The organism is Pseudosulfitobacter koreensis (genome assembly GCF_024733015.1).
In the GTDB taxonomy this organism is placed as follows: Bacteria; Pseudomonadota; Alphaproteobacteria; order Rhodobacterales; family Rhodobacteraceae; genus Pseudosulfitobacter; species Pseudosulfitobacter koreensis.
In genome coordinates this window covers 500,426-519,522 of the sequence record NZ_JANKJG010000001.1, presented here as the reverse complement: position 1 = coordinate 519,522, position 19,097 = coordinate 500,426, and the positions used below count along the sequence as shown (strand labels likewise).

At 62.2% G+C, this 19,097-nt stretch carries 16 protein-coding genes and 1 pseudogene; 15 read left to right on the top strand and 2 right to left on the bottom strand.

What is annotated here, in order from left to right; translation table 11 throughout:
- Positions 1–93: 93 nt before the first annotated feature.
- From NTA49_RS02610 to NTA49_RS02570, 9 genes are read left to right on the top strand one after another with little or no spacing between them, the layout of a single operon-like run.
- A complete protein-coding gene (locus NTA49_RS02610; protein ID WP_258293091.1) occupies positions 94–1,197 on the top strand; it encodes an NAD-dependent epimerase/dehydratase family protein in 1,104 nt (367 codons plus the stop codon).
- A complete protein-coding gene (locus tag NTA49_RS02605) occupies positions 1,194–3,200 on the top strand; it encodes an NAD-dependent epimerase/dehydratase family protein (protein WP_258293090.1) in 2,007 nt (668 codons plus the stop codon). Before NTA49_RS02610 ends, NTA49_RS02605 begins: the two co-directional genes overlap by 4 nt.
- An 11-nt stretch (positions 3,201–3,211) precedes the next feature.
- Positions 3,212–4,285 carry a glycosyltransferase family 4 protein gene (locus NTA49_RS02600; RefSeq protein ID WP_258293089.1) on the top strand — a complete coding sequence of 358 codons (1,074 nt, stop codon included), beginning with the start codon at positions 3,212–3,214 and terminating at the stop codon, positions 4,283–4,285.
- Position 4,286: 1 nt separating this feature from the next.
- Positions 4,287–5,399, top strand: a complete 1,113-nt coding sequence (locus tag NTA49_RS02595; RefSeq protein ID WP_258293088.1) for a CgeB family protein — start codon at positions 4,287–4,289, stop codon at positions 5,397–5,399.
- Positions 5,396–6,487, top strand: coding sequence for a CgeB family protein (locus NTA49_RS02590; protein WP_258293087.1), 1,092 nt, complete (start codon positions 5,396–5,398; stop codon positions 6,485–6,487). The genes NTA49_RS02595 and NTA49_RS02590 overlap by 4 nt, the downstream gene beginning before the upstream one ends.
- Positions 6,484–7,575: a CgeB family protein gene (locus tag NTA49_RS02585; RefSeq protein ID WP_258293086.1), complete on the top strand. Its 1,092-nt coding sequence runs from the start codon at positions 6,484–6,486 to the stop codon at positions 7,573–7,575. The genes NTA49_RS02590 and NTA49_RS02585 overlap by 4 nt, the downstream gene beginning before the upstream one ends.
- A 22-nt stretch (positions 7,576–7,597) precedes the next feature.
- A complete protein-coding gene (locus NTA49_RS02580) occupies positions 7,598–8,614 on the top strand; it encodes a UDP-glucuronic acid decarboxylase family protein (RefSeq protein ID WP_258293085.1) in 1,017 nt (338 codons plus the stop codon).
- Positions 8,614–9,369, top strand: a complete 756-nt coding sequence (locus tag NTA49_RS02575; RefSeq protein WP_258293084.1) for a TIGR04290 family methyltransferase — start codon at positions 8,614–8,616, stop codon at positions 9,367–9,369. Before NTA49_RS02580 ends, NTA49_RS02575 begins: the two co-directional genes overlap by 1 nt.
- A 27-nt stretch (positions 9,370–9,396) precedes the next feature.
- Entirely contained in the window at positions 9,397–9,669 is a 273-nt protein-coding gene (locus NTA49_RS02570; protein ID WP_258293083.1) for a hypothetical protein, read from the top strand.
- Positions 9,670–9,768: 99 nt separating this feature from the next.
- On the opposite strand, the gene NTA49_RS02565 is transcribed toward NTA49_RS02570, so the two are convergent.
- Positions 9,769–10,551 (bottom strand): hypothetical protein, encoded by a 783-nt coding sequence (locus NTA49_RS02565; protein WP_258293082.1) that lies wholly within the window; start codon positions 10,549–10,551, stop codon positions 9,769–9,771.
- Positions 10,552–11,189: 638 nt separating this feature from the next.
- On the opposite strand from NTA49_RS02565, the gene NTA49_RS02560 reads away from it, so the two are divergent.
- The 6 genes from NTA49_RS02560 (at position 11,190) to fdhD (ending at position 18,425) form a co-directional block, all read left to right on the top strand.
- Positions 11,190–13,487 carry an FdhF/YdeP family oxidoreductase gene (locus tag NTA49_RS02560; protein ID WP_258293081.1) on the top strand — a complete coding sequence of 766 codons (2,298 nt, stop codon included), beginning with the start codon at positions 11,190–11,192 and terminating at the stop codon, positions 13,485–13,487.
- A 196-nt stretch (positions 13,488–13,683) separates the two neighbouring features.
- Positions 13,684–14,412, top strand: coding sequence for a cytochrome ubiquinol oxidase subunit II family protein (locus tag NTA49_RS02555; protein ID WP_258293080.1), 729 nt, complete (start codon positions 13,684–13,686; stop codon positions 14,410–14,412).
- Positions 14,409–16,523, top strand: a complete 2,115-nt coding sequence (locus tag NTA49_RS02550; RefSeq protein WP_258293079.1) for a cbb3-type cytochrome c oxidase subunit I — start codon at positions 14,409–14,411, stop codon at positions 16,521–16,523. Before NTA49_RS02555 ends, NTA49_RS02550 begins: the two co-directional genes overlap by 4 nt.
- Positions 16,520–17,131 (top strand): cytochrome c oxidase subunit 3, encoded by a 612-nt coding sequence (locus NTA49_RS02545; protein ID WP_258293078.1) that lies wholly within the window; start codon positions 16,520–16,522, stop codon positions 17,129–17,131. The genes NTA49_RS02550 and NTA49_RS02545 overlap by 4 nt, the downstream gene beginning before the upstream one ends.
- Positions 17,132–17,199: 68 nt before the next feature.
- A complete protein-coding gene (locus NTA49_RS02540; RefSeq protein ID WP_258293077.1) occupies positions 17,200–17,469 on the top strand; it encodes a cytochrome o ubiquinol oxidase subunit IV in 270 nt (89 codons plus the stop codon).
- A 197-nt stretch (positions 17,470–17,666) separates the two neighbouring features.
- Positions 17,667–18,425 carry a formate dehydrogenase accessory sulfurtransferase FdhD gene (fdhD, locus tag NTA49_RS02535; protein WP_261368109.1) on the top strand — a complete coding sequence of 253 codons (759 nt, stop codon included), beginning with the start codon at positions 17,667–17,669 and terminating at the stop codon, positions 18,423–18,425.
- A 294-nt stretch (positions 18,426–18,719) separates the two neighbouring features.
- On the opposite strand, the pseudogene NTA49_RS02530 reads toward fdhD, so the two are convergent.
- A pseudogene (locus tag NTA49_RS02530) lies at positions 18,720–19,055 on the bottom strand (transposase); the annotation flags it as partial.
- Between the last annotated feature and the right edge of the window lie 42 nt (positions 19,056–19,097).

Below are 19,097 nucleotides of genomic sequence, written 5' to 3'. Positions count from 1 at the left end.
GGAACCGTTCGCACAACTGGGGGTTACAGAACCAGATTGGGAGACCAAATCAGGCGCCCATTAAATCTGACAAAATACGACGAGGAGGTTGAAGTGGCACGTGTACTCATCACCGGCGGCGGCGGGTTTATAGGCCGCGAAGTCAGTAAGGAACTTATGGAAAACGGGCATGATGTCCGCGTGTATGATGCCCTGATCGAACAGGTGCACCAGGACGCCGCGCCGCTTCCCGAAGATGTCGATTTCGTCCGCGGCGACATGCGCGATGCGCAGGCGCTGCGCCGCGCGTTGGAGGGGTGCGACGCGGTGGTGCATCTGGCGGCGGAAGTCGGTGTGGGCCAGTCGATGTACGAGATTGCGCGCTATGTCGGCGCCAATGATCTGGGCACTGCGGTCTTGCTCGAAGCGCTGCTGGATCATCCGGTGGAACGGGTTGTGGTCGCCTCGTCGATGAGCGTCTACGGCGAGGGGCGGTATGTGACCAGCGCCGGTGACACAGTCGATGATGCGCGCCGCGACCCCGCCGCCGTGCGCGCCGGTCAGTGGGATATACTCGGGCCTGACGAGGCACCCTTGCGCGCGGTGCCCACCGACGAGACAAAGCATGTCGATCTGGCGTCGATCTATGCGCTTACGAAATATGCGCAGGAACGCGCCGTCCTGATCTTTGGCAACACCTATGCGCCCGACACCGTGGCGTTGCGGCTCTTCAACGTGTTCGGCGCGGGACAGGCCCTGTCCAACCCCTATACCGGCGTGCTGGCGAATTTCGCCTCGCGTCTGGCCAGCGGCGAGCGGCCGACAATCTTTGAAGACGGCGCGCAGCAGCGTGACTTCGTGCATGTGGCGGACGTGGCCCGTGCTTTTCGGCTGGCGCTCGAAACGCCGGACATCGGTGGCGAGGTGTTCAACATCGGGTCTGGGCACGCCTACAGCATCGCCCGCGTCGCGGCCCTGCTGGCCGATGAAATGGGGCGCCCCGATCTGACCCCTGAGATTTTGGGGCGCTCACGGGCGGGCGATATCCGCAACTGCTTTGCCGATATCTCAAAGGCGCAGGCGCGTCTGGGCTTCTCTCCGGAGCTGCGGCTGGAAAACTCGCTTGGCGATTTTGTCGATTGGGTGCGCGGCCAGACCGTCATCGACCGCGGCAACGAGATGCGCCGCCAGCTTGAAACCCGGAGGCTGGTATCGTGACCAGCGCATATGGCTTTGCCGAATGGTTTCGTCCCAATGAACACGCGCGCGTCAAGCAGGCATTGGCGGACATGCGCGCCGCCGGGGCGACTTATCTGCGCACACATCTGTCGTGGGCAGAATATCATGCACCGGGGGGTGCCGCGTGGTACGATTGGCTGCTGCCCTATCTGGGGCGCGAGATCGACCTGCTGCCGTGCGTGCACTACACGCCGCCTTCGCTGTCGCGCACCGGACGCAGCTCCGGTCCGCCGCACGACCTGAAGTCCTATGCCGATTTCATTGATCAAGTGCTGACGCGGCACGGACGTCACTTTTCCCATGTTGAGCTGTGGAACGAGCCCAACAACCTGCTGGATTGGGACTGGAGGCATGACACAGATCACCAGATGTTCTGCGAAATGGTGGGCGGCGCCGCCCATTGGATCAACAAGCGCGGCTGGAATGCAGTGTTGGGCGGACCCGCTCCGTTTGATCCGATCTGGCTGGATCTGATGGGTCAGCGAGGCGTGCTGGCCGAAATGGCAGCCGTCGGCGTGCACGGCTTTCCGGGCACATGGGACAGCGAAGAGGGATCGTGGCAGGGCTGGAGCGCGGCGCTTGGCGAAACCCGCGCAATCCTTGACCGATACAATCCCGGCGCGGAAATCTGGCTGACCGAAACCGGCTATTCCACCTGGCGCGGGGACGAAGCCGTGCAGATGCGCCGGTTCATCGAGGCCTACGACGCGGGTGCCGACCGTGTCTATTGGTACGGCTGGCGCGACCTGCCCGAGGACGTGGCGGTGCAGGAAGGGCTTTGGTTCGATCCACGTCACTATCACATGGGCGCGGTCGACGCGCGCAACCGGCCAAAGCTGCTGGCCCGCATGCTGGCGTCGGGCGGGGTGGAGCGGGTGCGCGAGGTCACGCGTCTTGCCGCTCCGGCTTTGAAAACTGCCGCCCGTCCCGTGATGATCACCGGCGGCAGCGGCTTTATCGGCAGCAATCTTGCGGACAGCTTCCTGAACGAAGGCCGCGAGGTGATCGTCTATGACAATCTTGCGCGCCCCGGCGTCGAGCAGAACATGCACTGGCTCGCCGACCGCCACGGTGCGCGGCTGCATCCGGTGCCAGCGGACCTGCGCGATGTCTCCAGCCTGCGCGCGGCCACGCAGGACGCCGCCGCGGTGGTGCATCTGGCGGCGCAGACTGCGGTGACCACCAGCCTGACCGATCCGGTGGAGGACTTCGAGATCAACGCGCGGGGCACGCTGAACCTGCTTGAGGCGGTGCGCGCCACCGGACGTCGCTTGCCGGTGCTCTTTGCAAGCACCAACAAGGTTTACGGTGCGCTCGACGATATCGAAATGGCCGAACACGCCGACCGCCACTTGCCCGTTGACAGGGCCATCCGCGAGGGCGGCATAGGCGAGGACCGCAAATTGGAATTTTGCACGCCCTACGGCTGTTCCAAAGGCGTGGCCGACCAATATGTACTGGACTACGCGAAATCCTATGACATTCCGGCCGCCGTTTTGCGGATGAGCTGCATCTATGGCCCCCGCCAGTTCGGCACCGAGGATCAGGGCTGGGTGGCACATTTCCTGATCCGGGCGCTGCAAGGCGCACCGATCTCGATCTATGGCGACGGCAAGCAGGTGCGCGATGTGCTGCACGTGGACGATGCGGTTGCAGCCTATCGCAGCGTGCTGGACAACATCGACAGGGTAAGCGGCACCGCTTTCAATCTTGGCGGCGGCGCGCGAAATGCGGTCAGTCTGAACGCGGTGCTGGACCAGATCGCAACGCTGACAGGTCGGCCTTGCGACATCACCCGTCATGGCTGGCGACAGGGCGATCAGCTGTGGTTTGTCGCCGACACCGGCTTGCTGAGCGCGCGCACCGGCTGGCAGGCGCGCATCGGCTGGCAGGAAGGGCTTGCGCAATTGGCCGATTGGCTGCGCCTGAACCGGGGGCTTTCGCCCGAAGACACCCGCGCGCAGCGGGCGGTGGCGTCATGACCCGGCTGCTGATGACCCTTGATGCAGTAGGCGGTGTATGGCGCTACGCGCTCGACCTTGGCCGAGGCCTGCGGGCGCGGGACCACGAGGTCATCTTTGTCGGGTTCGGTCCCCGCCCCACCGAGGCACAACGCGAAGAGGCCAAAGCGGTGGGCCAGCTGGAATGGTGCGACGGGCCGTTGGACTGGATGGTGCAGGACGCTGACGCCCTGCGCGATGTGCCCGGCCAGATCGCGGCATTGGCCCGGCGGCACCGTGTCGATCTTTTGCATCTTAACCTGCCCAGTCAGGCCGTGGGGCTAGATCTGGATATACCCGTGGTTACGGTCTCGCATTCCTGCATTGTCACTTGGTTCGCTGCGGTCAAGGGCGGCGAATTGCCTGAAAGCTGGCAGTGGCAGGCGCAACTGACGCGGGCGGGCTTTGACGCGGCAGATGCCGTTATCGCCCCCTCACGCGCCCACGCCAAGGCGTTGATTGCCCGCTACGGTACGATTGACCGCCTGCAGGTGGTGCACAACGCCAGCCCCGAGGCGGAGGGCAAGACGCAGTCGCGCCCCTATGTGGCCGCTGCCGCGCGCTGGTGGGACGAGGGCAAGGACGCAGCCACGCTGGACCTTGCCGCATCACAGATCGCATGGCCGGTGCGGATGGCCGGACCGGTGTCTGGTGGCAATGGCGCGCGGGTCGATCTGCCCCACGCCGAAGAACTCGGGCCACTGCCGCACCGCGATACGCTGGCGCTGATACAGGGCGCGGGCATCTTTGTCTCGTCCTCGCGTTACGAACCTTTCGGTCTTGCCGTGGCCGAAGCTGCGCGCGCTGCCGTGCCGCTGGTGCTCAGCGACATCCGGACCTACCGCGAACTCTGGGAGGGTGCTGCGATGTTCTATGCGCCCGGTGACGCGTCTGCGCTGGCGGCGACGGTCAACCGTCTGATTGATGGTCTGGCCTTGCGTACCCAGTTTGGTGCAGCGGCACAAGAACGCGCCGCACGCTACGCGTTGTCCACACAAGCCAAAGCGATGGCCGCGATCTATGACAGGGCACGCGCGGCCCATGCCATTGGTATGGAGGTGCGATAATATGCGTTTTCTGTTTTACACCCACTCGCTGATCTCGGACTGGAACCACGGCAACGCGCATTTCCTGCGCGGCGTAATGCGGGAACTGCAGGGCCTCGGGCATCAGGCGCTGGCGCTTGAACCGGAGGTGTCTTGGTCACGCGACAATCTGCTGGCCGACCAAGGCCCCGACGCGATCGCCGCCTTTCACCGCACCTTTCCGACGCTGCACACGCGCCGCTATGATAACCGGACCCGCCACGAAGATCTGCTGGACGATGCCGACGTGGTGGTGGTGCATGAGTGGACCGACCCGTCCTTGATCGCCGAGCTTGGCGCAGTGCGGCGGCACGGCGGGCGCTTCACTTTGTTGTTTCACGACACCCATCACCGCGCGGTCAGCGCCGCTGGTGAGATCGGCGCGCTTGACCTGTCGGGTTATGATGCTGTCCTGGCCTTTGGCGAGACCCTGCGAAGCCGCTATCTTGATGCAGGCTGGGGGCGGCAGGTCTTTACCTGGCACGAGGCGGCGGATGTGGCGCTGTTTCGTCCGATCGCGCAAACGCCCGAAGCCGATCTGGTGTGGATCGGCAACTGGGGCGATGGCGAACGCAGCGCCGAATTGACCGAATTCCTGATTGACCCGGTCGCCGCGCTTGAGCTTTCGGCCACCGTGCGCGGCGTGCGCTATCCAGACGCGGCGCTGGAGCGGCTTGCCAGTGCTGGCATCGCCTATGGCGGTTGGGTGGCAAACGCTGACGTGCCACGGGAATTTGCCCGTCACCGCGTGACGGTGCACGTGCCGCGTGCGCCCTATGTCGAGGCGCTGCCCGGCATCCCCACCATCCGGATGTTCGAGGCGTTGGCCTGCGGCATCCCGCTGGTAAGCGCACCCTGGGACGATTGCGAAGAGATGTTCCGCCCCGGCATTGATCACCTGCGCGCCCGCAACGGAAGCGAAATGCGCACGCAGCTGTCGGCACTGCTGAATGACGACGACATGCGCCACGAAGTCGTCGCTGCGGGGCTTGAAACGATCCGCACGCGACACACCTGCCGTCACCGCGCCGAGGAACTTTTGGCGATCCTGACGGGGCTTGGCATCAACGTACAGACACAGGAGCGCCTCGCATGACCAAGATCGCCTTTTACGGATCAAGCCTGCTGTCGGCCTATTGGAACGGGGCGGCCACCTATTACCGCGGTATCCTGCGGGCGCTTGCCGCACGCGGCTATGACATCACCTTTTACGAGCCGGATGTACATGACCGGCAGAAAAACCGCGACATCGACCCGCCCGACTGGGCGCGTGTGGTGGTCTATGACGGCACGGTTCCTGCCCTGCGCGCAGCGGCAGCAAACGCCAGCGACGCCGATATCGTGGTCAAGACCAGCGGCGTGGGGTTTCAGGACGACCTGCTGCTTGCCGAAGTCATGGCCGCAGCCCGCCCCGGTGCCTTGCGCATCTTCTGGGATGTGGACGCGCCCGCCACGCTGGCCGAATTGCACGCGTCCCCCGATCACCCGCTGCGCGCAGCCTTGCCGGAACTTGATCTGGTGTTGACCTATGGCGGCGGCGATCCGGTCATCGCGGCCTACCGTGCCTTGGGCGCGCGCGATTGCGTACCCGTCTACAATGCGCTTGATCCCGATACCCACCACCCGGTCCCCCCCGAAGCGCGGCTGACCTGCGACATGGCGTTTCTGGGCAATCGCCTGCCCGACCGCGACGCGCGGGTGGCCGCCTGGTTCTTTGCCCCCGCCGCTGCCTGCCCCGAGGCGCGCTTTGTGCTGGGCGGATCGGGATGGGAGGGGCATCCGATGCCTGAAAATGTCCGCGCGCTGGGCCATGTACCCACGCGCGATCACAACGCGCTGAACGCAAGCGCGCGCATGGTGCTGAACATCGCCCGCGACAGCATGGCCGAAACCGGTTTTTCACCCGCGACCCGCGTTTTCGAAGCCGCCGGAGCAGGGGCCTGCATCGTCACTGACGCCTGGGAAGGGGTCGAACTGTTTCTGAAGCCCGGCAAGGAAATCCTCGTCGCTCGCGACGGGCAGGACGTTGCCGACCTGGTCAGGGACACACCCCCAAAGGATGCCGCAAGGATCGGGCGGCGCGCGCTGATGCGGGTTCTGCGCGAACACACCTATACCGATCGGGCAGAACTGGCCGACGAGTTGTTCCGCGCCCGCCTGAAAGCCGCGAGGGCAATCGCATGACCGCCCCGCTCGACATCGTCATTCTGGGCCTGTCGCTGACATCGTCCTGGGGCAACGGTCACGCCACCACCTTTCGCGCACTGCTGCGCGGGTTGGCGGCCGAGGGCCATCGCGTGCTGTTTCTGGAACGCGATGTGCCGTGGTATGCCCCCCACCGTGATCTGCCCGATCCGGATTTCTGCGAGCTTGAGCTTTACGACGACCCCGCTGCGATGCTGGACCGGCACGGCAAGAGGCTGGCTCGCGCCGATGCTGTCATCGTCGGTTCATATGTGCCGGATGGCATAAGCATCATCGACGCGCTGCATGGGCTGAACCCGCGTCTTCTGTGCTTTTACGACATCGACACACCGGTGACGCTGGACCGGCTGGACAAGGGTGATGCGGAATATATCGCGGCGCGGCAGGTGCCGCTGTTTGACATCTACTTCTCATTTGCAGGCGGCGCGGTGCTGGAGCATCTGGAGCAAGAACGCGGCGCACGCCGGGCCGAGGCGCTCTACTGTTCGGTCGATGCCGATCGCTATGAACCAGAGGACGTGCCGCAAAGATGGGATCTGGGCTATCTCGGCACCTATAGTCCCGACCGCCAGCCGACCCTTGAGGCGCTGCTGCTGGAACCGGCGCGACAGTTGCCGGACCGGCGTTTTGTGGTGGCCGGGCCGCAATATCCCGACAGCATCGACTGGCCGCAGAACGTTGAGCGTATCGAGCATCTGCCGCCCGCGCGCCACGCGGAATTCTACAACGCCCAAGGCTTTACCCTGAACGTCACCCGCGACGCGATGCGGCGGATGGGCTGGTCGCCCAGCGTCCGCCTGTTCGAGGCAGGCGCCTGCGCCACGCCGATCATCAGCGACACATGGCCGGGGCTGGAAGAGCTGCTGCCCGACGGCGAGGCGATCGTGATTGCGCAAGACACGAACGACGTGGTGGCCGCGTTGACCGAACTGGACGATCCCACCCGCCGCTCTCTCGGAGACACGGCGCGCCGCCGCGTATTGGCAAACCACACCGGACAGGCACGGGCGCGCGAACTTGCCGCCGTATTGCACGGTGTCGGGGCCGACAGATTGCAGCGAACGTAACATGTAGAAAAGGAGACTTGCGATGACCCCGAGACCTGTACCATCCACCAAGAAGACCGTCCTGGTTGCCGGCGGCGCCGGTTTCGTCGGCTCACATCTGTGCGAAGCGCTGCTGCAGCAGGGGCATCGGGTGATCTGCCTCGACAGTTTTTTGACCGGGCGCGAGGAAAACATCCTGCCGTTGTGCAATTATCGCGATTTCCGCATGGTCCGGGGCGACGTGCGCGCGCCCGTTATACTGCGCGAACGGCTTGAGCGGATTTACAACCTCGCCAGTCCCGCCTCGCCGCCGCACTATCAAGCCGATCCGATCCACACGATGCTGACCAATGTGGAAGGCACTGCGGGCCTTCTGGATTTGGCGCGGGATCACGGTGCGCGTTTCGTTCAGGCATCGACCAGCGAGATCTATGGCGATCCCGAGATTCACCCGCAGCCCGAAGAATACGCTGGCCACGTCAACTGCACCGGTCCGCGCGCCTGTTATGACGAGGGCAAGCGCGCTGCCGAAGCCCTGTGTTTCGATTACGCGCGCGCCGGGCTTGATGTGCGGGTGGCACGCATCTTCAACACTTACGGGCCACGCATGCGCCCCGATGACGGGCGCGTGGTGTCGAACTTTCTGGTGCAGGCGCTGCAGGGGCACGACATCACGATTTACGGCAAGGGGCAGCAGACGCGGTCGTTCTGCTATGTTTCGGATCTGGTTGCTGGTCTGCACGCATTGATGGAGGTCGCGGAGCCGCCGAAAACCGCGATCAATCTCGGCAATCCCGAAGAGTTCACCATTCTCGACCTTGCGCGTCAGGTGCAGGCGCTGGTTCCGGGACAAGCGCGTCTGGTGTTTCGCCCGCTGCCTCAGGACGACCCCACTCGGCGACGTCCGGACATTTCGCGGGCGCGCGAATTGTTGGGCTGGTCCCCGAAGGTCACGCTGGATCAGGGATTGCCGCAAACTGCCGCCTGGTTCGCCGCGGCGGTGGGCGCGGCAGGCGTTCAACCTGGCCCAGGCGCGCCGTTGTCTCGGGCACAGGCCTGATGGACGAAAGCGACGATCTCTCCCGGCGGATCGCCGAGCTGGGTCCGTGGTTTCACAACCTGCGGATCGGCGGCATCCAGACCGCTCCCGACCATTTTCTGGGGGACTACCCCGCGTTCAAGTGGCAGGGTTTCCGTCATGTTCTGCCCGAGAACACGAGCGGCATGAGCGTTCTGGATATCGGCTGCAATGCGGGGTTCTACGCGCTTGAAATGGCGCGGCGCGGCGCGTCCGAGGTGGTCGCTATTGACAGTGACGCGCATTACCTGCGGCAGGCCCGCTTTGCGGCTGAACAGGCGGATGCCGATATCACCTTTCGACAGATGTCCGTCTATGACGTTGGCAGTCTGGGTCGGCGTTTCGATCTGGTGATCTTCATGGGCGTGTTTTACCACCTGCGCCATCCGCTTCTGGCGCTGGACCTGCTGCACGAACATGTGGTGGGCAAGCAGATGCTGTTCCAGTGCATGCAGCGCGGCACGCAGGCGGTGGCCAATCTGGCCCACGACTATGATTTCGACGACGACACCCTGTTTCATCAGGATGCCGCGCCGCGTCTGCATTTCATCGAACACCGTTTTGCCCACGATCCGACCAATTGGTTCGTGCCCAACCGCGCGGCCACCGAGGCGATGCTGCGCAGTTCGGGCTTCGCCATCGAGGCGCATCCCGAGCCCGAAGTCTATCTCTGCCGCCGCGAGGCGCGCCCCGAACACACCGACCAACCGCCCCGCATTGTCGCGGCGGATCGGTAATTCCCGCACAAGCAAAGGAGAACCATCATGACTGCATCGCAAACCACCACCGACCACAAAACAATACGCCAGTGGGCCGAGGCGCGCGACGGCCACCCCGCCCGCGTGACAGGCACCGGCGAAACCGGAGGGCTGCTGCGCATTGATTTCAATGAGCCTGAGGAGCGGCTTGAAAAGATATCGTGGGACGAATTTTTCCGCATCTTCGAGGCGAACAATCTGGCTCTCGTCTATCAGGACACGCTGGAGGATGGCAGCACCAGCCGGTTCAACAAGCTGGTGGAGCGTGATCATGCGTGATCCTGACGCAACCTGACCCAAGGGCCTGCGCCTGCAGGGAAATCCGCACGCTTTCAGTAACCGTCCACGCAAGGGAGCCCGGTCATGCGAACTGGTCTCTCATGTAGGATTTGCAGATGTCCGAGCCCAATCCGGGGGCGAACCGAACAGCTTTGCGGACATCTCGACCATCTCGGGGTCGAAGAGCGCGCGATACGACGGATCACCGACGTAGTGCCGCCAGCGATCCCGCGTTGCCATCCGACGCGCATCGCCGTCAAAGGCCGTGCCGTCGAACGAGCTTCCGCCATTGGTCGGTGGCACGCGGTTGGCGCCGGCATCTGTAAAGGTCAACCCGAGGCGCGCTGCCAAGCGCGCTCGGTAGGAAGGGTCACGGGTCCAGTCGTTGTAGCACACGACGCAGACTTCACCGGGCAGAGTGCCATTTGCACCAAACGCGGTACGCGCGTGTTGCTTCCACATCCGTCGCAGTACATGCGGCGCCATAGTTTCGCCCGCCCGCAGTCGGCTGGCAAAGAGGTTGAAGGGATCGCGCAGGACAATCAGTGAAATCTTGCGCCGCGTGAGGCCAAGCCAAGTATCATGCTGGTCTTGCAGCGCATTGCTGAAAGCATACCGCAACCAGCTGTCTTCATAGGTATGCATCAACAGCCCGACATCGGCGTGTTGCCCATCCCGACCCCCAGAATAGAGCCCCGGCCCGTCTTCGCGCCATCCCTTCAAGTGCGCTTCCATCGGACGGCACGACAGGTAGGGGTTCGTCTTTCCTTCGCAGCAATTCAGCAGCACTTTCGGACCTTTTGCCTGTAGCCAGATCCAGTTGGCGATGGCGTGATTGCCGCTGCGTGACAAGCCGAGCATCTGGATTTCAAGGTCGTTCATCCGGGGTCTTCCAAGCCTGTGGGATGGCAACAGCGTGTGGGACGGCGCTCATTCGCGCTGCCGTTTGTGTCGATCACTCAACCCGTCGGCTCCCGCCAGGGTTCCGTCTTTGCCAGTTGCCGAAGCCTTGGACCATTCGCGGGCAGGGCATTGTGAATTTTCAATCCAGCACATGGGGTGCGATGTTCAGCTTAAGATTGATGTCTGTCGTTCACATGTGTTTGCAGGTTCCAGCCACGGAAATGGACTTGGAAGACGCTTCGGACACAGAGGCGCCCCCGGCTCTTGCCGTGTGACGTCTTGATCTTTTCGAGGTCCACAGCGTCCTGCCTAGCATGCTCCGAGACAAGCTCGGGAGTGCGCGCAATCGCTGCATGGCGGTGGGGCCGTCTTCGGGATCTCACCGCTGAGGATTTTATCCTCTCGGAAACCCAAGGGCAGTTCATGCAGTCGTTCAAGGCTTATCGCTCCGCGCCACAACCCTTTGAACGCGGACACAAGGTGCCCTTCAGGTGGAACCATCGCCGAAACCAAACGTTCCGATCCAAGGCGCAGGGATGACGTTCCTGGCCACGATTGCTCTGGAGCGGGACGCCTGAAGCACCAGAGCTCTGCCCGAAAGTCACAGGAGCGGTGCCATGTCTGACCATGACCAAGACGATCATCTTCCGACCGAACACGATGCGCAAACCCCCGAATACAAGCACTCGACCGGCGGTTGGGGGTCGCTGAAAAGCCTCACGCGGATATTCGGCAAGGAGGCAAGCACACCCGAAGCGCTGCGGACGCTGGAGCGGCAGAACAAGCCGGAAGGCGTGATGTGCACCTCGTGCGCCTGGGCCAAGCCGGCCAAGCCGCATCTGGCGGAATTCTGTGAAAACGGTGCCAAGGCGACCTTGTGGGAATTGACCAGCCGCCGCTGCACGCCGGAGTTTTTTGCCGAACACACGCTGGAGGAATTGCGCGACTGGCATGACTATGATCTGGAACAGCAGGGTCGGTTGACCCACCCGCTGCGCTATGATGCGGACAGCGACAAGTATGTTGCGGTGTCATGGGAGGAAGCTTTCGCCGCCATCGGCGCCGAACTCCGAAATCTCGACCCCAAATCGACGGTTTTCTATTCGTCGGGTCATGCCGGTCTGGAAGCGTCATTCCTGTACGGATTGTTTGCGCGTCTATACGGGCACAACAACCTGCCGCAGTCTTCCAACATGTGTCATGAGACCACCAGCGTCGGTCTGAACGAGATCATCGGCACCCCTGTCGGTACCTGCGTTCTGGATGATTTCGAGGAATGTGATGCGATCTTTTTCTTTGGCCAGAACCCCGGCTCCAACAGCCCGCGCTTTTTGCATCCACTCAAACGCGCGGTCGAGCGGGGCTGCAAGGTCGTCACCTTCAATCCGGTGCGTGAACGCGGTCTGATCGAATTTGTCGATCCGCAAAATCTGCTTCAGATGACCGTGGGCACACCGACAAAAATCTCTACCGAATATTTTCAGGTTCGTCCCGGCGGGGACATTTCGGCCTTGATCGGGATGATCAAGCTGGTTCTCGACGCGGAGGATCAGGCGCCCGGAACGGTGCTGGACCGGGCGTTCATCGACGACGAGACGGGCGGTTTCAACGAGATGAGGGAGGCCGTCGCCGCGATCAGTTGGGACGAGATCGAACATGCCTCGGGGCTGACGCGAGAGATGCTTGGCCGCGCGGCGGATATCTACATGCAATCCGAAAAGGTCATCGGAATCTACGGGATGGGGCTTACGCAGCATGTCCATGGGTTTCAGAACCTTGGGATGCTCGTGAACCTGCTGCTGCTGCGGGGAAATATCGGACGTCCCGGTGCTGGCATCAGCCCGGTGCGTGGCCACTCGAACGTGCAGGGGCAGCGCACGGTCGGGATCGCGGAAAAGCCCAAGCTGGTGCCGATCGAGAAGCTGGAGGAAATGTTCGACTTCACCAGCCCGCGCGACGAAGGGATGAATGCAGTGGCAGCCTGCGAAGGACTGTTGGAGGGATCGGTGAAGGCCATGATCCTGATGGGTGGCAATCTGGTCCGCGCGTTGCCCGACCGCGAACGGATCGAGGAGGCGTGGTCATCGTTGGATCTGACGGTTTACGTGGGCACAAAGCTGAACCGGACGCACCTTAAGCCGGGCAAGTCCTGTTACCTTTTGCCCTGCCTTGGTCGGCTGGACGAAGACATCCAGGCAAGCGGGCCGCAGTCGATCAGCATCGAATGCTCGCTCAGTCACATCTATGGCTCAATCGGCAAGGCCAAGCCTGCGTCCGAGCATCTGAAATCCGAGGTGGCAATTGTTGCGGGCATGGCCAAGGCGACGCTGGACCATAACCCCAAAGTAAGGTGGGATGAATGGACGGCGGATTACAGTCTGATCCGTGATCTTGTCGAGCAAAGCTATCCCGACGACTTCCGCGACTACAACGGGCGCATGTTCGAGCCGGGTGGCTTTTACCGCGGAAATTCTGCGCGCGAACGCAATTGGCAGACAGAAAGCGGCAAGGCCGAATTTACGGCGCCGACGGTGCTGTCGGCCATCGGTGCCGAAGAGGCCGAAGGCCGTCTGACCCTGATCACCTTGCGGTCGAACGATCAGTTCAACACGACTATCTACGGCTTCAGCGACCGTCTGCGGGGGCTTTCGGGTTCTCGCGATGTGATCTTGATCAACCGTGAAGAGATGGCCCGTCTGGACCTCGAGGAAGGACAGGAAGTCGCGTTGGTGTCCGATCTGGACGATGGGGTAGAGCGGCGGATTACCGGCCTGACCGTCACGCCGTTCGATCTGCCCAACGGCTGCATCGGCGGGTATTATCCGGAAATGAACGTGCTGGTTCCATTGTCGTATCACGACAAGAAGTCCCAGACCCCAGCTTCGAAGGGTGCACCAGTGCGGATCGAGGCGTAATATGCCTCTGACCCTTGCTGTGCGAGATCGTAAGCGGAGTCCGGAACCGCCTGTTGCTATCAGCAGAGCAGCAAGTGCAGTCGCTGTCGCGGCGCTGGTCGCGCTGCCGGGGTGTGATGGCATCCACATCACCTTTCTTGATCCACAAGGGCCTGTTGCCGCGCAGCAGCGTACGCATTTCCTGATTATCCTCGGCATGATGGCGATCATCGTGCTGCCTGTGCTGGTGCTGACCCCCTGGCTTGCCTTTCGCTATCGCTATGGCAAGCACAACGCTTACAAGCCGGACTGGAATTTCTCTTGGAAATGGGAGGTGCTGCTGTGGGGAACACCCGCGGTGATCGTCGTGGTTCTTGGGGTGTTTCTGTGGCGCAATACGATCGCCCTTGATCCCTACAAACCGCTGCTGACCTCTGGCCCACCGATCCGTGTTCAGGCGATCGGGTATGATTGGAAGTGGCTGTTCATCTATCCCGATCTGGGCATCGCGACGGTTGATGAATTGGCGTTTCCCGTGGGCGGACAATTGGCATTGGACCTGACATCCCAGACGGTGATGCAGGCGTTTTTTGTCCCGGCACTGGGAAGCCAGATCTATGCAATGAGCGGCATGGTCACGCATCTGCATCTGGCGGCGGACGCACCTGGACGGTTTCGCGGGCGTAACACGCAATACAACGGGATGGATTTTGCACAGCAGCGGTTCGAAGCTGTCGCGATGCGCGCCGATGATTTTGACGCCTGGGTCCAGAAAGTGCGTGAGGCCGGGCCGCTCGACAGCCGGGCACGGGCGATTCTGGCGGCACAGAATACTGCGCAAGAGGCCGCGCAAAATCTGGGCGTGACCATGCCGCTGCGCTTTGGCTCGGTGCCGCCCGATATGTTCGTGCAGACGTCGCAGCCCGTCGCGGCGGCAAAGCCGTGACGCTGCATCAGTTTCTGGATACGGCGTTCGGGCGCCTGGGGTGGGACGCCCTGCCGTTCTGGGAGATCGTGCGTCACCCCCATGACGGCAAGGCCTGGCTGAACGGGTTGATCGCCAGCGGTGCGGCCAGCCTGGTGGTTTTCGGTGCGCTGGCTGTGGTCGTGATGCTGACCCGGCGGCGCTGGTGGCGGTCACTGTGGTCTGGCTGGCTGACGAGCGTGGACCACAAGAAGATCGGGATCATGTACGTCATCCTGGCGTTGGTCATGCTGGCCCGTGGCCTTGTCGAAGCGACGTTCATGCGCGCCCATCAGGCCACAGCGCTGAACGACACAGGATTCCTGACGCCGGAACACTTTGGGGAATTCTTTACCACGCACGGCACGATCATGATCTTCTTCGTGGCGATGCCGTTTCTGACGGGGTTGATCAACTACGTCATGCCGCTCCAGATCGGGGCGCGCGATGTATCCTTTCCAGTTCTCAATTCCATCTCGCTGGGGCTGACGGCGGCGGGGGCTGCGCTGGTCATGGTCTCGCTGGTGCTGATGCCCTTTTCGACCGGCGGCTGGAGCGGTTATCCGCCCTATACCGAGCGCAGCTTCAATCCCGGAGCAGGTCCGGACTATTGGATCTGGGCGGTCACGCTTTCGTCGCTGGGCTCGACTTTGACCGGCATCAACTTCTCGGTGACGGTCTACAAGGAACGCGCGCCGGGGATGCATTTCTTTCGCATGCCGCTGTTCTGCTGGACTGCGCTGTGCACGTCGATCCTGATGATCTTCGCAATGCCCCCGCTGACGGTCGCAACGGCCCTGCTTGCGCTGGATCGCTACGCCGATTTCCACTTTTTCACCAACGACCTTGGCGGCAACATGATGAACTACGCCAACCTGTTCTGGCTGTTCGGTCACCCAGAGGTCTATATCCTGATCCTGCCCGCCTTTGGTGTCTATTCCGAGGTGTTCACGACTTTTTCTGGCAAGACGCTTTATGGCTACCGCGCACTGGTGCTGGCGACGATGTGCATCGCGGTCCTGAGTTTTGGCGTCTGGATGCACCACTTTTTCACGATGGGCCAATCGGCCGAGCTGAACGCCGTCTTTGGCATCTCGACCATGCTGATAGGCATCCCGACAGGAGTGAAGATCTTTGACTGGATGCTGACGATGTACCGCGGTCAAGTGCGGCTGACGGTGCCTATGATCTATGCCCTGGGGTTCATCATGCTGTTTGTGATCGGCGGCACCACGGGGATCGTGCTGGCCAATCCAAGCGTGGACTATCAGGTTCACAATACGCTGTTCCTGGTAGCGCACTTTCACAACATGCTGATCCCCGGCACGCTTTTCGGGATGCTGGCAGGCTATACGATGTGGTTTCCCAAGGCGTTCGGATTTCGGCTGGACGAGATCTGGGGCAGGCGCGCGGCGCTGGGGTGGATCGCGGGCTTTGTCCTTGCGTTCTTCCCGCTCTATGGTCTGGGCCTGTTGGGGATGCCGCGTCGTCTTCATGCCTATGTCGAACCGGCGTATCTGCCGTTCACGGTTGTAGCGCTGGTGGGAACCTTGCTGATCGTCGCGGCCTTTGCGTGCCTGTGCGTGCAGCTTTGGGTCAGCGTGCGCGACCGCGATCACCTGTCGGTGCGCGCAGGTGATCCCTGGGACGGGCGAACGCTGGAATGGGCCACCTCTGCGCCGCCGCCCGAGTATAACTTTCCCGTCGTTCCGACGGTCGAAAGCAAGGACCCGTTTACGCATGAAAAGCTCGACGGCAAAGCCCTTCAGTCCCCTGACGATTGGCAGGATATTGAAATGCCGCGCAATGCTGCGCTTGGCCTCGTTCTTGGACTGGTCGGATTCTTGGGGTGCTTCGGTCTGGTCTGGTACATGTGGTGGCTGGTGGTACTGGCAGCGCTTGCGGGGCTTGGCGCGGTGATCGCGCGCAGTTTCACACGCAACACCACCAAGACGATCTCGGCCGACGAGGTTCGTGCCCAATATATGGAATGGCTTGAGAATGTGCGTGCGCTGCCGCTGACTGTGCGGTCGCAGGAAAGCAGCCGTGCGAACAATGGTCGTGCCATGCCGGTCATGAAGGAGCAGCAATGAGCCGTCACCCCGGACTGAACCTGGATGCAAGTCACGCGCCCGCCCATGATCAGGCAGTCACGCTGGTCTTTGGCTTTTGGGTGTTCATGATGAGCGATGTCATTGTCTTTGGCCTGCTTTTCGCCACCTACGTCGCGATGTCGGATGCACTGGCGGGCGGACCAGGCCCGCATGATCTGTTCGAGCTGCGGACGGTCTTTATCGAAACGCTGCTGCTGCTGATATCCAGCCTGACCATCGGCATGGCGTCGCTGTCGATGAAACACGAACGCGACGATGCCCGGCTGTTCATATGGCTGGGGCTGACGTTTGGCCTGGGCCTGGCGTTCTTGTCCTATGAGCTGCATGATTTCGCGTCGATGGTGGAAAAGGGTGGCGTGCCAAGCAGGTCGGGCTGGTTGTCGGCGTTCTGGGCGCTGGTGCCACTGCATGCGCTGCACGTCAGCGCCGCCATGCTCTGGCTGGTCGTCATTGCCGTGCAGGTGCTGATCTTTGGACAGGACAGCGAGGTCAAGCTGGGCTTGTTGCGGCTGACCGTGCTCTGGCACTTTCTGGATATCGTCTGGATCGGGATCTTTACTATTGTCTACTTGGGAGAGCTTGGATGACCCGCGAAGCACCTGAAGACGAAGCAGGCGCACGCGCGGCAGATGCTGCGCACGAAAGGCGCTCTTACATGAAAGGCTTTTTGGTATCGCTTGTGCTGACGCTGATCACCTTTGGAGTGGTCGCGTTCGACATTGCGGATCGGATAACGGTTCTAGTGACGCTGGGGCTGACCGCGCTTTTGCAGATCGCGGCGCAGTTTCGCTGGTTCCTGCACATCCGACTGCGGGGGCAGGCGCGAGACGATCTGCAGCTTATCCTTTTCACCGCGCTGATCCTTGGCCTGATGGGCGGTGGTACGATTTTCATCCTCGCCAACCTTGATGCGCGGATGCACTGAGCGCGGATGCCGGGGGGGCGGGTCGAGGGAACAAGTTAGCCCCTGATCGGTTCTTAAAGGGACGCGGGAGGAGCAGCAGAATGGATCAACGCAACAATTCGCTGCACCACAGCAACGACCTCGGCGCATCCGATCCGATCTGTGGCAGCGTGACACGTCTGGCGATCCCGCTTGGGACAAACGGGTGCTCGGCGCGTATGCCGCGCCAAAAGCGCAGAGACCTGCCACAGGAGGTTCCGGTCGCCGTAGTCTTTGATGGTACGACCCTTGCCGTGATGATGGCGACGCCCAACGACATTGCCGACTTCGCGCATGGCTTTGCTCTGAGCGAGGGCGCGATCACCGATTTGACGCAGATCGAAGCATTCGAGATCGCAACGCACGACCAAGGTATCGAAGCGCGGTTTTGGCTGTGCGAGGACCGTGCCGAGGCACTTGCGCAGCGCCGGCGCACGTTGGCTGGGCCTGTGGGCTGCGGTCTGTGCGGGATCGACAGTTTGGAACAGGCGCTGCGCCCCCTGCCGCGAGTCACCGGAGACCACTTGCGCCTGATTCCCGCTGAGGTGGCGGCTGCGACGGACGCCCTGCGACCGCACCAGGCGCTTCATGCGCGCACGCACGCGACCCACGCGGCCGGCTTCTTGCACCCCAAGCGCGGCATCACGCTCTTGCGCGAGGACGTCGGGCGGCACAACGCCCTCGACAAGCTGGTCGGGGCGCTGCTGCGGTCGGGCGTGGACCCCGCCTTGGGGGCCGTGGTCATGACCTCGCGGCTGTCGGTGGAGCTGGTGCAGAAATGCGCCTATGCCGGGGTGCCCGCCCTGATCGCGGTTTCGGCCCCCACAGGACAGGCGGTGCAACTGGCCGAAGATGCCGGAATTACACTGGCCGCTTGCGCACGCGGCGGCAATTTCGACCTTTATTCACACGCATACCGCATATCGGACGCGGGCTAGACGTGTCGCACGATGAAGTGCCCCTCATGTCGCGTTCCCATGTGTGGATGCCCTTTGACGCAAGAGATATTTTCGACGGTTTGAACATGTGATCGGGTACGGTCATGTGTTAGGCTTCAGATTGCGGCGTTTCACATGCCGCGGGCCGGTATGGCGATGCGAAGGTCAGGTCCATATCAATGACACGAGCGCTAAGCTCTCTGGGAATGCCTGGTTTTCCTAACCTCGATCTAGTCGATCATTTGTCCTTACTGTCTCAATGTCCTTCTCACATCATACCGAGCGATGCAGCCTTTAGGCTACCGCGACCGGATCTCGATAATCTTCATGTTTCGTCATCATCGCCCAAATGATGCGCGCCGTTTTGTTGGCCAGCGCGATGGCCACCGGCATGCGAGGCTTACGCTCTAACATCTGCTCAAGCCATGAGCCCTTGGGTGGACCATTTTTAATCGCCCATCTGATCCGTGTCATGGCCCCAATGATCAGCAGTCGCCGAATGTCGCGCTGCCCCATCTTTGATGTTCGCCCTAACACTTGGCGCCCACCTGTCGATTTCTGAACCGGGACCAGACCAAGCCATGCCGCAAAGTCCCGACCGCGTTTGAAGCCTTCCAACGGTGGAGAGAATGCCATTCGATCTTGTGTTCCGTGGCAAAGGTTAAGATCGCG

Coding starts and splice junctions, on each gene's coding strand:
- NTA49_RS02595 (WP_258293088.1), top strand. CDS start 4,287: ATGCGTTTTCTGTTTTACACCCACTCGCTGATCTCGGACTGGAACCAC.
- NTA49_RS02560 (WP_258293081.1), top strand. CDS start 11,190: ATGTCTGACCATGACCAAGACGATCATCTTCCGACCGAACACGATGCG.
- NTA49_RS02575 (WP_258293084.1), top strand. CDS start 8,614: ATGGACGAAAGCGACGATCTCTCCCGGCGGATCGCCGAGCTGGGTCCG.
- NTA49_RS02580 (WP_258293085.1), top strand. CDS start 7,598: ATGACCCCGAGACCTGTACCATCCACCAAGAAGACCGTCCTGGTTGCC.
- NTA49_RS02545 (WP_258293078.1), top strand. CDS start 16,520: ATGAGCCGTCACCCCGGACTGAACCTGGATGCAAGTCACGCGCCCGCC.
- fdhD (WP_261368109.1), top strand. CDS start 17,667: ATGCCGCGCCAAAAGCGCAGAGACCTGCCACAGGAGGTTCCGGTCGCC.
- NTA49_RS02600 (WP_258293089.1), top strand. CDS start 3,212: ATGACCCTTGATGCAGTAGGCGGTGTATGGCGCTACGCGCTCGACCTT.
- NTA49_RS02540 (WP_258293077.1), top strand. CDS start 17,200: ATGAAAGGCTTTTTGGTATCGCTTGTGCTGACGCTGATCACCTTTGGA.
- NTA49_RS02555 (WP_258293080.1), top strand. CDS start 13,684: ATGATGGCGATCATCGTGCTGCCTGTGCTGGTGCTGACCCCCTGGCTT.
- NTA49_RS02565 (WP_258293082.1), bottom strand. CDS start 10,551: ATGAACGACCTTGAAATCCAGATGCTCGGCTTGTCACGCAGCGGCAAT.
- NTA49_RS02590 (WP_258293087.1), top strand. CDS start 5,396: ATGACCAAGATCGCCTTTTACGGATCAAGCCTGCTGTCGGCCTATTGG.
- NTA49_RS02585 (WP_258293086.1), top strand. CDS start 6,484: ATGACCGCCCCGCTCGACATCGTCATTCTGGGCCTGTCGCTGACATCG.
- NTA49_RS02570 (WP_258293083.1), top strand. CDS start 9,397: ATGACTGCATCGCAAACCACCACCGACCACAAAACAATACGCCAGTGG.